We start from the raw sequence: 15,277 nt of genomic DNA, 5'->3' as shown, positions 1-15,277 counted from the left end.
CTTCGCTCCATCCGGGCTACCGCCCAACGCTACGACCGCAACCCCGGCGCTTCCTGCCCTGTACGCGCGACATACTCCGTGTAGCCGCCGCCGAACTGGTGGATGCCGTCCGGCGTCAGCTCCAGCACGCGGTTCGACAGGACGCTGAGGAAGTGACGATCATGCGAGACGAACAGCATGGTGCCTTCGAAATCCGACAGCGCCGCGATCAGCATCTCCTTGGTGGCGAGGTCGAGATGGTTGGTCGGCTCGTCCAGCACCAGGAAGTTCGGCGGATCGAACAGCATCTTCGCCATCACCAGCCGCGCCTTCTCGCCGCCTGAGAGCACGCGGCAGCGCTTCTCGACGTCGTCGCCGGAGAAGCCGAAGCAGCCGGCGAGTGCGCGCAAGCTCCCCTGCCCCGCGGTCGGAAACTGGTCTTCCAGCGACTGGAATACGGTGCGCTCGCCATCGAGCAGATCCATCGCGTGCTGGGCGAAATAGCCCATCTTGACGCTGCCGCCCAAGGCGACCGTGCCCTCGTCCGGCTCGCTCGCGCCTGCGACGAGCTTGAGCAGCGTCGACTTGCCGGCGCCGTTGACGCCCATGACGCACCAGCGCTCCCTGCGGCGGATCATGAAATCCAGCCCGTCATAGATCCGCTTGGCTCCATAGCCCTTGAACACCTTCTTCAAGGCGACGACGTCCTCGCCCGAGCGCGGCGCCGGCAGGAAGTCGAAGGCCACCGTCTGGCGGCGGCGCGGCGGCTCGACCCGCTCGATCTTGTCGAGCTTCTTGACCCGGCTCTGCACCTGGGCGGCATGAGATGCGCGCGCCTTGAAACGCTCGATGAACTTGATCTCCTTGGCGAGCATCGCCTGCTGGCGCTCGAACTGCGCCTGCTGCTGCTTCTCGTTCAGCGCACGCTGCTGCTCGTAGAACTCGTAATCGCCGGTGTAGGTCGTCAGCGAGCCGGAATCGATCTCCACCACCTTGGAGATGACGCGGTTGATGAACTCGCGGTCATGCGAGGTCATCAACAACGTGCCTTCGTAATCGTGCAGAAACTTTTCCAGCCAGATCAGGCTTTCGAGATCGAGATGGTTGCTCGGCTCGTCGAGCAGCATGACGTCGGGACGCATCAGCAGAATGCGGGCCAGCGCCACGCGCATCTTCCAGCCGCCGGAGAGCTTGCCGACATCGCCGTCCATCATCTCCTGGCTGAAGCCGAGGCCGGACAGCGCCTCGCGCGCACGGCCATCCAGCGCGTAGCCGTCGAGCTCCTCGAACGCGTGCTGCACCTCGCCATAGCGCGCGATGATCTCGTCCATCTGGTCGGCCTTGTCGGGGTCGGCCATGTCGGCCTCGAGCTGGCGCAACTCGGCCGCGACCTCGCTGACGGGACCCGCGCCATTCATCACCTCGGCCACGGCGCTGCGGCCAGACATCTCGCCGACGTCCTGGTTGAAATAGCCGATGGTGATGCCGCGATCGGTCGAGACCTGCCCTTCGTCGGGCAGCTCCTCGCCGGCGATCATCCGGAACAGGGTCGTCTTGCCGGCGCCGTTCGGGCCGACGAGGCCGATCTTCTCGCCCTTGTTGAGGGCGGCGGAGGCTTCGATGAACAGGATCTGGTGGCCGGCTTGCTTGCTGACGTTGTCGAGGCGGATCATGAGGTCTTTTTGGGGGAATTGTTGCGTTGCGGCGTAATAGGCCATGAGGGCGGCCAAAGGAAGCCCGGCGAGGTACGGGTTTTGTCCTTTCCTGACAAATCCTTAGCAATTTTCAGCCAGAAACGCGGTGGCGCCGTCCAGCGCATCTGACGGACGTCCTTAGAGCTGACGCTTGCTGAGAATGCACTTTGGGGGGAATACCGATGAAAACTCGCTTTGGCCTGGCCATGGCCGCCGCACTGATGCTCGGCGGCGGCGCCGCAATCGCCCAGACCCTGCCCGACTACATGGCGCCGATCTCCGGCAAGACCAATGCCGCGCCGGGCGATATCGCCACCAGGGACGTGCTTGCGCTGAACACCGCGATGTTCGAGCTCTATGGCGACGCTGCAAAGGTGTTCCAGAAGAACATCCTCGACAAGCACCCCGTAATCCTCGGCCTGTTCTCCGGCGCCGGCGGTCGCCTGATCCTGTACCGACCGGGCCAGCCGCCGCTCGACGCGCCGCAGGTGCCGGTCGTCTATCAGCTGCTGAAATCGGTCGGCCACAGCACCATGGCGCTGGCCGAGGTGGTCGGCCCCTATGTCGACAATCCCGACAACAAATCCTGGCGCGGCGCGATGCTGGCGTTCCGCAGCCGGATGCAGTCGGCGCTGGACAGCCTCGACGCCACCCCGATGCAGGCCGACTGGCGCGACAACAATCGCATCATCCTGAAGAACAACATCGCCTTCATGGACGAATGCCTTGCGAGGGGCGTCATTCCGTTCGCGAAGTTAGAGGCTTTCGGCAAGCAGCAGGCCCCGTTCCTCGCCAGAAACGTCGCGTGGGCGGCGCAGACGCAGGTCGCGCACTGGATGGGCGTGCTGGCCGACTGGAAGACACAGCTCGGTCCCGACTGGGAGAAGACCTATGCCGCCAGCAACACGATCTACGTGACGCGGCAGAACAACGTGATCTTCAGCGTGCTCGCGCAGTTCTTCGGCCCCGACGCCATCAACACGCGCCTGCTGCTGATCGAAACGGTGTCGTTCACCACGACGCCGGCCGACATGCTGGAGTCGCTGACGCGGATCATCGCCGATCGTTCGGTTGGTGCGCTGTTCTTCGGCAATTATCATTTGATGGACTACGAGCTGATGGGAGGCGACGGGCGGGCCGCTATCGTCGCGGAGACGGCAAAGCGCGGCATGACGCCGTTCCTGCCGCCGCTGGTTCCGTTCGGCTCCAGGCAGTGGCCGACCCTGGTCACGCCGGGTCCCGGCCCCGCGACGATCGCGGATCTCAAATAGCGCACGAAACATCGGGACACGCGGCGGCAATGCGGCCGCGTCTTCACGAGGTGGTAATGCGCTGCGCTGTTCTATTCCCGCATGACGAATCATGACAGCTTCAGGCCAGCGTTGGCGCGTACCCGTTTCGTAGCTTTGGCAACGATGCCGTCAGCATCGCGAGCTCCTGAAAAATTGCACAAGGATGAGACCATGCGGCCTTCGCGACGCGAGTTCGTGAAGTGGTTATCGGCGGGCGGCATCTCGGTCAGCCTGTCGCATCTTGCGGGGGCGGCCAACGCGCCCTTCGCGGCGCACGAGACGCTGCCCGGACGCGGCAATTTCAATCCGGCGACCAAAGGCGCCGGCCGCGTCGACGGCGTCGCCAAGGTCACCGGTGCAAAGCTCTACGCCTCCGACTTCCGCGCCAACGATCTGCCGGGCTGGCCGCGGACCACCTCGCACGCGATCCTGGTGCGCGCCAATGACGCCACGCATGTCTACACCGGCATGGACCTCGCCCGGCTCAAAGGCGCGCTGAAGCCTTCGGTCGTCGTCACCGCCGCCGATCTCGACCGTGTCGGCACGCAGGCGCCGGAGTTCTATGCCGGCGACCTGTTCTGCCCGCCCGGCAAGACGCCGCTTTATCTCGGACAGCCGGTCGCGCTGTTGATCTTCGAGACGTTCGATAGCTTCGACCAGGCCCGCCTCGCCTTGCGTGACGGCACCTTCGTCAGATTCGGCGAAGAAACCGGCCCGGTGATGGCGCCCGACTACGGCTCCTATCGCTTCACCCGTGTTGCAGGCCCATCGCCCGAGAAGCCGGACGTCTATTCGCCGCTCCAGGCCGGCTGGGTCTCGCCCAGGAAGCTGCAGACCACAGCACTTCCGGTGTGGTCGTCGCTCGCCAGGGAAATGCCGGCCGACTATGCCAAGGCGGCGAAATATGGCGAGCAGATCCGCGCCGAGCTCGCCGCGGACGACGCCTCGCTGCTGGTTCTCGACCGCGAGTTCGAGACGCAGTCGGTCGACCCGATGTTCCTGGAGCCGGAATGCGGGCTCGCCTGGTACTCCGGCAAGGGCGGCAATCTGGAGCTGGTGCTCGGCGTGCAATCGCCCTATGAGGCGGCGGATTCGCTCGCGTTTCTGCTGGCCAAGGCCCGCACGCCTTACAAGCCGACCCATATCAACGCGCAATTTGCCCATGTCGGCGGCGGCTTCGGCGGCCGCGACCACACGCCGTTCATCCTTTACGTCGCGCTGGCGGCGATTCTCTTCCCCGGAAAGCCGGTGCGGCTCGCCCATGACCGCTATCAGCAGTTCCAGGGCGGCATCAAGCGTCACCCGATCAAGATGCGCTCGCGCATCGGCATCGACCGCGCGACCGGCATCATCAAGGCCTTCGCTGCCGACCACGTGCTCGACGGCGGCGGCCAGGCCAATTTCTCCGCCAACGTGGCGACCGTCGCCGCCACCGCCGCGATCGGCATCTACGATATCCCGAAGGTCGACGTCACCACGGTCGCGCTGCATTCGCGCGGCGTGACTGCAGGCTCGATGCGCGGCTACGGCGCGCTGCAGACCATGACCGCGCTCGAAGCGCTGATCGACGAAGCCGCGGGCGAGCTCAAGCTCGATCCGATCGAATTCCGCAGGCGCAATGCGCTCAAGCAGAACGGCCGGACCATGACCGGCAATCCCTACATCGTCTCGGTGCGCACGCCCGAGATCCTCGACAAGCTCGAAAAGCATCCGATCTGGCAGCAGCGTGCGCAATTCAGGCAAGCCTCCGGAGACCGCCTGGTCGGCACCGGGGTTGCCTGCGTCACCAAGGACTACGGCGCCGGCGCCGACTGCTCGCTCGGCCGCGTCGAGCTCGGACCCGACGGCAGGATCGCGATCTTCTGCGATCACGTCGAGATGGGCAACGGCATCGGCACGGCGCTCGCCAACCGCGTCGCCAGCCATCTCGGCGCCATCGCCGACGAGGTCTCGATTGCCCGGGTCGATGGCTATGACGTCCTTGGCCTCGTCACCTCAGGCGATCCCTACACGATGGATCAAAAGACCCAGGACGCGGCGCAGGGAAATCCGCGCTGGGTGCCCAGGATCAGCTCGGCGACATCAGCTTCGGTCGGCGCCCATGTCGGCACCCACTCCTCCGCGGAAGCTGCCCGCGTCATCTTCCGCTTCGGCCTGTGGCCCGCGGCGCTGGAGCTGTGGCGCATTCCGAAGACGGACGCGCGCGCACGGCAATGGGCGAACGCAAGCTGGCAGGACGGCCAGCTCACGATGCCCGGCCTCGAACCGCTGGCGCTGCCGGCGCTCGCCGCGACCGCGCATGCGCGCGGCTTCGTCACCGGTGCGATCGCGCACAGTTTTTCGCGCTGGGCCTGGTCGCGCGCACGCTTTGCACTGTTTGGCGAGCCATATCGTGCCGAGATCGACGCGCTCGCGATCCGCCGTGACAGCGGCAGGTTCGAACGCATCAACCGGAGCAGCGTCAAGTTTCCGCCGACCGACAACAACCGCATCGGCACGGCCTACACCTCGATGTGCGCCGCCCTCGTCCGCGTCGAGATCGAACGCGCGACGGGCGCGTTGCGCATCGCCAAGGCCTACAGCGTGCTCGAATGCGGCACCGCGCTGGTGCCGGAGGTGGTGATAGGCCAGTCCCAGGGCGGCTTCGCCATGGGTGTCGGCTACGCGCTTCTGGAGACGCTGCCGCCGTTCGAGGGCGGCCCTGGCAACGGCGAATGGAATCTCGGGCGCTATCTGGTCGCCCGTGGTTCGGATCTGCCCTTGCGCGATCTCGAGATCGAGATGCTGAAGCCGCTGACGCCGGACGAGCCGCCCAAGGGCATGGCTGAAGTCGTGATGGTCCCGATCGTCCCGGCGCTGATCAACGCCATTCACGATGCCACCGGCCATCGCTTCCGCGCGCTGCCGGTTACTTCAAGCCTCTTGAAGGGAGTTTTGGCGTGACGACCCTCAGCCTCACCATCAACGGCCGGAAGCACGGTCCGATCGACGTCCGCGACGATCTCTCGATGAACGATTTCCTGCGCGAGATGCTCGGCATGACCGGCACCAAGTTCGGCTGCGGCGCCGCGCAATGCCTGAGCTGCGCTATCATCGTCGACGCGCCCGACGGCACCAGCTACACTAGCCCGACCTGCGTCGCGCCCGCGGTGAATTTCGACGGCAAGTCGATCCGCACCGTCGAGGGCCACGCCAAAGACGGCCAGCTCTCGGCCCTGCAACAGGCCTTCATCGAGCACTTCGCCTTCCAGTGCGGCTACTGCACCGCCGGCTTCCTTGGCGAGGGCCAGGTGCTGCTCGAACGCCTGTCGCGCGCCCCCGTCGCCCGCGAGGCGCTGGAGCAGACCATTGCGGACGCGCTCGACGGGCATCTCTGTCGTTGCACCGGCTACATCAAATATCACGAGGCGGTGCGCGACGTGATCCTCGCCGATTCCAGCCGCTATCTCGTCGCCACCAAATGAGTGCGCCAGCGATGATCAACGCGCGCTTCAGGATCATGGCCGTGATGGCGGCGCTGACGAGCAGTCTTTGCGCGGGCTATGCAGCCTCGGACACGACCAGCCACGGCCTCGCCTCGCCCGACAGTTTTGCCAACATCGCCGACACCGAAAAACGCTCGGCCGCGATCTTCACCGAACTTGGAAGAGTGCTGACGCATCCGCGCTGCACCAACTGCCATCCGGCCGGCGACAGCCCGCGCCAGGGCGACACTCCGCGCCTGCATCAGCCGCCGGTGACGCGCGGCCCCGACGGTCATGGCCTCGAGGCGATGCGCTGCCACACCTGCCACCAGAAGGCCAATTTCGAGCCAGGCCGCATTCCCGGCCATCCCGAATGGCACCTCGCCCCGCGCGAGATGGCCTGGGAAGGCAAGACGATCGCCGAGATCTGCGAGCAGATCCGCGACCCCGCGCGCAACGGCGGCCGCAAGGTGGAAGCGCTGATCGACCACATCGGCAAGGACACCCTCGTCGGCTGGGCCTGGCATCCCGGCTTCGGCCGCGCGCCCGCGCCGGGCACGCAAGCGCAGGCCGGCGCGCTGGTGGAGGCCTGGGTGAAGACGGGAGCGGCGTGTCCGGCGCCGTGAGCTCGTGCCGCATGACATCCGACACGTAGTATCCGCGCTTCTCCACTGCCTCGGGATTAAGACCGGTCAGGATCCGAAAGCCGCAAGACCCGCCGACGCAACCTGCGCGTCCTGGGTTGATTGCATGCCCGATACGCCGATCGCACCAATCACCCTGCCCTCGCGCACGATCGGAAGGCCACCTTCCAGGGGCGTCAGATTGGTCATGCCCAGAAGCCGTAGATGAAGGCCGCCCTCGACAAGCGCGGATTCAAACGCTCCTGTCGACCGCCTGAAATCGACCGCCGTCTTCGCCTTTTGCTGAGCGACGAGCACGCTGCCGTGCTGAGCCTGATCGAGACGGTATAGCAGAACGAGATGGCCGCCGCTGTCGGTGACGGCGATCACCATAGGCCATCCATGACGTTGCGCTTCGGCGCGCGCCGCACCGGCGACGAGCACAGCCTCGTCGAGCGTGATCGGGGCACCATAGAGAGGCGTCAGGGCCGCCAGAGGTGCCTCTGCCGTAGAGGGGTCAATTTTCATCATTGAGAGCTCCAGGTTGGTGAGAGCTCATCAACAGCATACCGCGCATCTGATGATAATACATGATACTGAGGATACATTATCTCACTTTACGAGAGAATAGCTCTGACCTCGCTTGGGGACTACACGACGTTTCTCGCTATTGTCGATGAAGGTAGCCTGACGTCGGCAGCTGTTCGTCTGGGCAGATCGCTTCAGGCGGTGAGCCGGTCGCTGGCGCGGCTCGAGCAGGACCTTGGGGTGGAGCTCGTGTCGCGGACGACCCGGCGCCTGCGTCCCACGACGGCAGGGCTCGATTTTGCCGGCCGCATCCGTCTGGCACTCACGACCATTGACGGTGCGCGGGAAGATCTGATTGCCAGAGACCGGCGCCTCGCCGGCACCATCCGCATCGGCACATCGAGCCTGTTCGGCCCCGAATATGTGAGCCCTGCCCTGAGCCAATTTCTAACGCGGAATCCGGAAGTTGACATCGAACTTGTCTTGTCTGACGAGCACGTCGACCTGGTCGCCGAGAAGCTGGATTTCGTCGTCCGCATCGGCAACCTGCCGGACTCGAACTTACGGGTTCGCCACCTCGGCGGATTGAATTGGGCGGTCTTCGCTTCACCGGCTTACCTCGCCGCACACGGTCGTCCTGAGCATCCGCGAGAGCTATCCCATCATGCGTGCGTGTTGCGGGCCGGCGACGATGACAGATGGATATTTGGCGACGACAAGAGGCGCATCGAAGTGCATGGCCGCTTTCGATCGGAAAATGCCGCTGCGCGCAATGCGGCCGTAGCGTCAGGCCTTGGCATCGGACTCGCGCCGCTCTGGCAGGTGCGAAGGCTCATCGAGCAAGGGATTGTGGAGCAAATCCTTGTCGGCCACGAGCCGCCGCCAATTCCACTCCAGATCGTCTGGGTCAGGCGGGGCGCCGGCGTTTTGCCGCGGCGTGTCCGTGCCGCGATGGAATTCCTCGTGGCGCAGCTCTCTGCCCTGCGGATATGAGCCCCGTACCGGGCACGCAGGAGCAGGCCGGCACGTTGGTGGAGGCTTGGGTGAAGACGGGAGCGGCGTGCCCTGGGCCGTGATGAGGCGACAGCAATTTCGGTGACAGTGCACTAAACTTCGCTCGTGCCTAGTTAACCAGGACCGTCACCGCTGTGAACCTCTGCGCTCGCTCCCAGACGTAGCGTTGCCTGCCGGTTTAGCGACGGCCGAACGATGCTCGATCCCCCAATCAGCCATCGCCGCCATGATGGGGCGAAGCGTCTGCCCCAGGACGGTCAAGTTGTATTCGGTTTTGGGCGGGATCGTCGGGTATTCCCGTCGCGAGATGAGCCCCCACCCGTCCAGGTCCTTCAGCTCCTTCGACAGGATGCGATCGCTGATGGGCACGCACGCCCTGCGTATATCGGAGAACCGAAGGTTTTCGTTTCGGACCAGTGCCCAAACGATTCTGGCCTTCCATTTGCCTTGCAGGACCCGCGAGGTGAAGGCCACCGGGCAGCCCGTCGATTCTTCCATAGGGTAAGGCACTAACAAAATTATCCGTACTTGTGAATTGTTAGTGCGTCGTCATTTTAAGGGCCGAGCCTCTAGCGGCACATCTCCCGCGCCATGGCAGAGGCAAAAGGAAGCCCTTATGAAAGCGATTTGCGTGAAAGCCGACCGAGGTCTGCAGGTTCGCGATATTCCGGAGCCCGACGCCGTGCCGCCTGGCCATGTCCTCGTCCAGATGGACTCCTCGGCCATCAACCACGGCGACAAATCCTTCTTGGCGATGCCCCAGGCCGCGGGCAATCCCTTGGCAAACCGCCGCCACAACACTTGGGGGGCGTCAGGGGCCGGGCGGATCATCGCGATCGGCGATCACGTCCCGGTCGACTACCACGCGGGCAAGCAGGTCGCGATCTACTGGTCGCTCTGCCGCAGCCCGGAAGGCATCGGCCTCTGGTCCGAGAAGGCGTTGGTGCCCTTCGAGACCTGCCTGATCCTGCCGGATCACGTGCAGATGCGGGACTACAGCGGATCGCTCGTCAATATCATGACGGCCTACGCGTTCCTCGACGAGATCGCCGCCGATGGCCATAAGGGGATCATCGTCACGGCAGGAAGTTCGGCGACCGGATACGCCGCGGCCTCGCTCGTCCGGCGACGGGGCGTGCCCGCGATCTTCGTCACGCGCTCGACCTCGTCGCGCGATATGTTGATCCAACAGGACGTCGAGCATGTGCTGGCGTCGGAAGAAGAGGGTTTCGAACAGAAGCTCGGCACCTTGGCGGCCGAGTTGGAGACGACCGCGGTTTTTGACGGCGTCGGCGGCGACCTGATCACGCGCATCGCGCCGCACCTAGTCATGAATTCGACGATCTACGTCTATGGGTTCCTGGGCGCGAAGGTGCCGGTCTCGCTATCGACTCTACTTTTCATGGGCAAGAACCTGACCATCCAACGCTTCAGCAATTTCGAAAGCGCGACGGTGAAGGACCGCTCGCGTCTCTCCGCCGCGTTACGGGACCTCGAAGGCCAGATCGAGAATCCGATGTTCAGGACGCGGATCGGCCGGGAATTCAGTTTCGAACAGATCGACGAAGCTATGGCCTACGAGGCGGTGCCGGGCGCGAAAGCGGTTCTAGCTATACGATAAAGCGAATTGGTCCGGTCCAGAATTGCAGAGCTGGACTGCGCTCAACTTCGCTCCGGTCCAATCACGTGCACTATCAGGCATGGCGGACCAGATTTGCTCACGTTGAGTTCTTCACATTCAGACCCAACTCCGACTTCGCCGGGATTTTCTGTGAACCTCTGCGGTCGCTCCCAGACTTAACCATGGGACCACTGTGCTCTTGGAAGCATTAGGTCATTGCCACTGCCACGAAGACGTCCGAACAGCATTGCCTCGGTGACGACTTCAGTTTTGAGCGCGGCGAGGTTCGCAGATACCAGGACGCCTTGCCTCGTCGTCGCGCAGGCCCGTTTGCTAACGGGATTATTGAAAGCAGGACCGATTTTCAGCTTTTGCGCGGGCACGATGGGGCCGCGCTTTCCTGATCAACCACCCATCGCACCACAGGAGCAGCACAATGAACGTCAAGCGACGAACTCTTTTCTGTTCGATCAGCGCTCTCGTTTCCATGGTGACCCTCCCGGCCTTTGCGGATTGCGCCGCTCTGCCTGATTTTTCGCAACTTCGTTCGGCACTTGTCGGCGCCATCACGCCCGCTTCCGGTGCCAATGGCGGCCTCGGCTTCCACATGTGGGGCACACTGGTTGCCAACGACGGCACCGTCTGCGCCGTCGCCTTCTCGGGCAGCCAAGGCACCTCGCAATGGCTGGGCAGCCGCGTCATCTCCGCCCAGAAGGCGAACACTGCAAACGACTTCAGCTTGGGTAAGAACGCGACACCCGCCGGCAGTCTGTTTCCGACCGGGCTTGCCTTGTCGACCGCCAACCTGTTCACCGCCGTGCAGCCGGGTGGCAGCCTCTATGGGCTGCAGCACAGCAATCCGGTCGATACGGCAGCTGCCTACGGCAACCATCCGCCGTTCTCGGGCAGCGGCATCAGCACGGCAAACTTCAATCCGGGCCCAGCCAGCGGCTCGTCGTTCGGCACGCCAAATGATCCGATGGTTGGCCAGCGCATTGGCGGCGTGAACGTGTTCGGCGGCGGCCTCGCGCTGTATCGCAACGGAGCCAAGGTCGGCGGCGGCGGCGTCAGCGGCGACACCTCCTGCACCGATCACATGGTGGCGTGGCGGCTCCGCAATGCGCTCGGGCTCGATCAATTGCAGGGCGTCAAGGGCGTGTCTGGAGATGCGAGCCACCCCGACAACATCGTCTTCGACATCACGGCGAACACCGACGGTACCGGCGGTACGGGCCAGGCGCCCAACGGACAAGGCGGCGTCGGCCATAGCGCTGGCGGCTTTGGCCATCCGAAGTGCCTGAACCCTCCTTCCGACGCTGCCGTCGCCGGTCTGCCGCCGGTGAAGTGACAGTCGCGGACTGCACCCCTCAAGTGAGACACGATAATCTCGGTGACAGGGCACCAAACTTCGCTCCTGCCTAGTTAAGTGCACTGTCACCGTAATTCCGTAATTCCGCACCGTAATTCCGATTGACGCTCGGAGTTTCAGATCATGCTCGACATACCGAATGCGCCGAGCATGTCGTTTTGAACAGAGGTGGCGGCCTCGTTCAGCCGTTCTACTCCGAGATCCATCCCCTCGGGCATGACGACCGTCCGCAACGGGCGCCGTTCCGTGGCTTCGACCAGCCGCGCGATGGCATCGGCAACCAGCTGGGGTCGTGGCGGATTGGACGAATCGTGTGCCTGGCTTGAGCTGTCTTTGATTTGGCCCGGGATCGCCGCGACCGCACCGTATGATGCCAGCACGCCTTCGTCGGACGGCTCCGGACTGGATGGCAGCAGGTTGCTGGGGAATGCCCCTGGTTCGACGATCACCGAGTCGACGCCGAAGCTTGAAAGTTCGTAGCGATAGGACTCGGCGAGCGCCTCGAGCGCAAACTTGCTCGCGGAATAGACACCGAAGAAGGGAAAGATCAGTCGGCCCATCAACGACGTGACATGGACGAGAAGTCCACTGCCGACGGCGCGCATATGCGGCAGAACGGCGCGGTCGGCTCGCACGGCACCGAAGAAATTCACCGCAAATTGCCGTTCGATATCCGCGACCGTGTAGGCTTCCGTGACCCCGACGAACATGGTGCCTGCGTTGTTGATCAACGCATCGATTCTTCCATGTTGCTTGATGACATGGTCGATCGCCGCATTGACCGACGCCTCGTCGGCGACATCCATTTCAAGGACCCTCAGCACACGCCCTTCCGCTTTTGCCGCTTCGATGAGCTCGCTCCGGATTTGGCCATTTCGCCCTTCTACGTCTCGCATGGTCGCAACCACCGTATGACCCCGCCTCGCGAGCTCCAATGCCGTGAGTCTTCCAAAACCACTGCTCGTGCCGGTCACGACAACGACTTTTCCGTTCATCCTATGTCCTTTCGCTTCTGTCCAAATAGCATCGACCAGATAGACAGACCTGTACGTACATTGCAACAGAAAAATAGACAGGGTAGTCTGTCTATGCGCCTGAGGAGTTTGAGTCAGACCGAGGATGGGAGCAGGACGTGCCGGAGATGATCGATTTGGAGGGGCAGCCGCTTAACGCTCTCGCGCCGCGAGAACGGATACTGAGGACAGCGTCGGACCTGTTTTACCGGTTCAGCATCCACACTGTCGGGGTTGACCGCATCATCGCCGAAAGCGGCGTGGCCAAGATGACGTTTTACAAGCACTTTCCGTCGAAGGCGAACATGGTCGCTACCTACCTGCGACACCAGGACGCCGCCTGGTTTCAGATGCTCGCGGCCTCGACCGAAAAACCCGGGCTATCGCCGCTGGAGCGCGTCCTTGCCACTTTTGACGCGCTGGGCGAGGCCTTTCGATCGCCTTCCTTCCGCGGCTGTCCGTTCGTGAGGGGACTGGCCGAGTTCGGACCGGACGTTGATTCTCCGGACGTACAGGCCACCATCGCCGCTCATTTCAAGGGCTTGCGTGAATTTGTGGCGTCGCTCGTCGAGCCTTTGGCATTGAGCAAGCCTGAACAAGCCGTGCTCCAGATCTTGTCACTCATCCAAGGCGCGCTGGTGATCGCCCAATCGACACGCGATCCAGCCATAGCGCAGGCGAGCCGCGATGCAGCCAGACTGTTGCTCGAAGCTGCGTCGGTCTCATCATCTGAACCTGGAGGTCCGTGAGGCGATGGGCGCACGACGTAACCGTCCGGTGAGGCCTCACCGGACCGTTACGTCGCACCGAGCAACGCCCTACTCAAACCGCGTGAATCCATCGTCGCTCCAACCCTCGCTCCCGACGCCATGGTGGACGAAGAACAGCCCGTCGGGGTCGTAGCGGCGCTTGATCGCGAGCAGCCGCGCGTAATTGTCGCCCCAGAACGCTTTCTGCCAACCCGCCTGGAAGTAATCGCATTCGTTGACGTAGCAGCCGGTTTCGGGTGCGGCCGAGCGCAAACGCGCCATGGCCTCCTTGACACGCGCGCGGTGATCGACGCCCGCGGACAGGTTCGGCGCCGGCAAGCCGTCGAAGACCGGCGGCCCGGCGGCCGCAACGATCGCGAGCGCAAAAGCATCGACCACGTCGGGGTTCATCGGAGTGTCCTTCGCCGCTGCGATCGCTTCGGCCGGCGCGCCGGCGAGCCCCTTGTTGAAGTGGAACGCGACCGCCCACTGCCGGCTCGCCGCAAACCAGGCATCGACGAGGCGCGGCCGGTTTTCCTGACCGAGCAGGGAAGACGGAATCCATGCCGAGGTGTAGGCCTGCCAAAAGGCGCCGACCTGCTCGCCGTCGCCGGCCCACCAGAAGTCGGTCCACGGCGCGTCCCGCCGGTTATCGAAATTGACAACCGATCGCGCGAACAGCCGGTAGAGCCAGCCGTTCCAGAAGTAGCGTGCCGGCACGCTCGCGACGGAGAATGAGGCCTGGCCCTCGTAGTCCGCAGGATTGGCGTCGGCGAAGTCGAGCAATGGCTTGAAAGCCGCCCGGGCCTCGTCCTTGCCGATGCCCTGAAAGGTCATCGTCACCTGGAGACGATTGTCCGGACGCGCGCGCACCTGCTCGCCCCAATGTTGATTGCAAAGCGCGCTCGCATACAGCTCGATGAAGCGCCCAAGCAGCCGACGATAGGCCTCGTCGGAATGGGCACGGAGTGTGAGGCTCACGGCGCCGACCGTGTCGGGCAGCGGATGGGTCGCAAGCGTCAGCCGGGTCACGACCCCGAACGTGCCGCCGCCTCCACCCTTCAGGGCCCAGAACAGGTCCGGCTCGCGCTCCGCATTGACGGTGCGGACGGCGCCGTCCGCCGTCACGATCTCGGCTTCGAGAAGGCTTCCGGCTGCCGTACCGAATCTCTTGGAGAAGCTGCCGAATCCGCCGCCCTGGACGAGCCCTGCCACGCCCACGGTGGTGCAGCCGCCGCCCTGCACATAACGCCCCGCGCCGCCGGTCACCGTCTGGTAGGCGTGCAGCCACATCGCACCGGCGCCGACCGAGACCGCGGGGACGACCGCAGCGCCCGATCCGGCCGGGCTAAAGCCGTCGTGGACGGTGATGCTGTCCATCCTGCGCGTCCAGAGCAGGAGAGAATCCGGCGCGCACGACGCACCTAGATAACTGTGGCCTCGACCCTTCACGACGAGGCGCAGATTGTGGGCCGTGGCAAAGCGCACGGCTGCGGCCACGTCGGCTGCGGTCTCGGCCGCCACCATGTAGGCGCTTGGGACTGATCGCCATGCGTCGAGCCAGCCGGAGCTTTGGGTCAAGCCGGCTTGGTCGCCGATCGCGAAAGGGTTTGCGAGCAGCGCTTTGCCGTCGGGGCCATCCAGCCTCGGCATCACGACCTTCGATAGCCGGCCGTTGGTGGCCATGTTCAGCGCAGCCCAGTCGGATTCGCCAGGCCAACCAGGCATCCCCGGCCGGACGCGCCCCGGTGTCACATTCGCATTGGCGTTGCGTGGGAACCAGGGCTGGAGGTCGGTTTGAACTGCGATCATCGTCGCAATCCCGCCCTGTAGCAGACGTCTCCGGTGCATCAGTCATCTCCCCAAGGTCTGCACGCGCGATTCCCAACGGTCAGCCGACCGTGCCAAGTCGAGATTTCGACCTGTCGGAA

Annotated in this window: 13 protein-coding genes; 8 read left to right on the top strand and 5 right to left on the bottom strand. The window is 64.1% G+C overall.

All coding sequences use genetic code 11. The annotated features are described in order from the left end of the window. Positions 1 to 29: 29 nt before the first annotated feature. The gene (locus ABID59_RS05110; protein ID WP_354082649.1) at positions 30 to 1,652 is read right to left on the bottom strand and encodes an ABC-F family ATP-binding cassette domain-containing protein; all 1,623 of its coding nucleotides are present in this window, start codon (positions 1,650 to 1,652) and stop codon (positions 30 to 32) included. 203 nt (positions 1,653 to 1,855) lie between these two features. Between ABID59_RS05110 and ABID59_RS05105 the strand changes: the two genes are divergently transcribed. The 4 genes from ABID59_RS05105 (at position 1,856) to ABID59_RS05090 (ending at position 7,055) form a co-directional block, all read left to right on the top strand. Next, positions 1,856 to 2,944 (top strand): hypothetical protein, encoded by a 1,089-nt coding sequence (locus ABID59_RS05105; protein ID WP_354082648.1) that lies wholly within the window; start codon positions 1,856 to 1,858, stop codon positions 2,942 to 2,944. Between the two features lie 192 nt (positions 2,945 to 3,136). After that, on the top strand, positions 3,137 to 5,908 hold the full coding sequence (locus ABID59_RS05100) for a xanthine dehydrogenase family protein molybdopterin-binding subunit (RefSeq protein WP_354082647.1): 2,772 nt from the start codon (positions 3,137 to 3,139) through the stop codon (positions 5,906 to 5,908). Next, on the top strand, positions 5,905 to 6,429 hold the full coding sequence (locus ABID59_RS05095) for a (2Fe-2S)-binding protein (RefSeq protein WP_354082646.1): 525 nt from the start codon (positions 5,905 to 5,907) through the stop codon (positions 6,427 to 6,429). The genes ABID59_RS05100 and ABID59_RS05095 overlap by 4 nt, the downstream gene beginning before the upstream one ends. An 11-nt stretch (positions 6,430 to 6,440) precedes the next feature. Next, positions 6,441 to 7,055 carry an Isoquinoline 1-oxidoreductase subunit gene (locus ABID59_RS05090; RefSeq protein ID WP_354082645.1) on the top strand — a complete coding sequence of 205 codons (615 nt, stop codon included), beginning with the start codon at positions 6,441 to 6,443 and terminating at the stop codon, positions 7,053 to 7,055. 66 nt (positions 7,056 to 7,121) lie between these two features. Here ABID59_RS05090 and ABID59_RS05085 read toward each other — a convergent pair whose 3' ends face one another. Next, the gene (locus tag ABID59_RS05085) at positions 7,122 to 7,583 is read right to left on the bottom strand and encodes a GlcG/HbpS family heme-binding protein (RefSeq protein WP_354082644.1); all 462 of its coding nucleotides are present in this window, start codon (positions 7,581 to 7,583) and stop codon (positions 7,122 to 7,124) included. A gap of 75 nt (positions 7,584 to 7,658) precedes the next feature. Here ABID59_RS05085 and ABID59_RS05080 point away from each other — a divergent pair, with 75 nt between their 5' ends. After that, positions 7,659 to 8,573 carry a LysR family transcriptional regulator gene (locus ABID59_RS05080; RefSeq protein ID WP_354083106.1) on the top strand — a complete coding sequence of 305 codons (915 nt, stop codon included), beginning with the start codon at positions 7,659 to 7,661 and terminating at the stop codon, positions 8,571 to 8,573. A 147-nt stretch (positions 8,574 to 8,720) separates the two neighbouring features. Here ABID59_RS05080 and ABID59_RS05075 read toward each other — a convergent pair whose 3' ends face one another. After that, positions 8,721 to 9,092: a winged helix-turn-helix transcriptional regulator gene (locus ABID59_RS05075; protein ID WP_354082643.1), complete on the bottom strand. Its 372-nt coding sequence runs from the start codon at positions 9,090 to 9,092 to the stop codon at positions 8,721 to 8,723. Between the two features lie 118 nt (positions 9,093 to 9,210). On the opposite strand from ABID59_RS05075, the gene ABID59_RS05070 reads away from it, so the two are divergent. Continuing rightward, positions 9,211 to 10,215 (top strand): alcohol dehydrogenase catalytic domain-containing protein, encoded by a 1,005-nt coding sequence (locus ABID59_RS05070; RefSeq protein WP_354082642.1) that lies wholly within the window; start codon positions 9,211 to 9,213, stop codon positions 10,213 to 10,215. Positions 10,216 to 10,651: 436 nt separating this feature from the next. After that, positions 10,652 to 11,563: a hypothetical protein gene (locus ABID59_RS05065; protein ID WP_354082641.1), complete on the top strand. Its 912-nt coding sequence runs from the start codon at positions 10,652 to 10,654 to the stop codon at positions 11,561 to 11,563. Positions 11,564 to 11,700: 137 nt separating this feature from the next. Here ABID59_RS05065 and ABID59_RS05060 read toward each other — a convergent pair whose 3' ends face one another. After that, on the bottom strand, positions 11,701 to 12,579 hold the full coding sequence (locus ABID59_RS05060) for an SDR family oxidoreductase (protein ID WP_354082640.1): 879 nt from the start codon (positions 12,577 to 12,579) through the stop codon (positions 11,701 to 11,703). 146 nt (positions 12,580 to 12,725) lie between these two features. Here ABID59_RS05060 and ABID59_RS05055 point away from each other — a divergent pair, with 146 nt between their 5' ends. Then, entirely contained in the window at positions 12,726 to 13,346 is a 621-nt protein-coding gene (locus ABID59_RS05055) for a TetR/AcrR family transcriptional regulator (protein WP_354083105.1), read from the top strand. A gap of 69 nt (positions 13,347 to 13,415) precedes the next feature. Here ABID59_RS05055 and ABID59_RS05050 read toward each other — a convergent pair whose 3' ends face one another. Continuing rightward, positions 13,416 to 15,158 carry an FAD-binding oxidoreductase gene (locus ABID59_RS05050; RefSeq protein WP_354082639.1) on the bottom strand — a complete coding sequence of 581 codons (1,743 nt, stop codon included), beginning with the start codon at positions 15,156 to 15,158 and terminating at the stop codon, positions 13,416 to 13,418. Between the last annotated feature and the right edge of the window lie 119 nt (positions 15,159 to 15,277).

The organism is Bradyrhizobium sp. S3.3.6 (assembly GCF_040546905.1).
Taxonomy (GTDB): domain Bacteria; phylum Pseudomonadota; class Alphaproteobacteria; order Rhizobiales; family Xanthobacteraceae; genus Bradyrhizobium; species Bradyrhizobium cytisi.
Note: the sequence above shows the minus strand (reverse complement) of the source record. Positions and strands in the feature narration are given on the sequence as shown.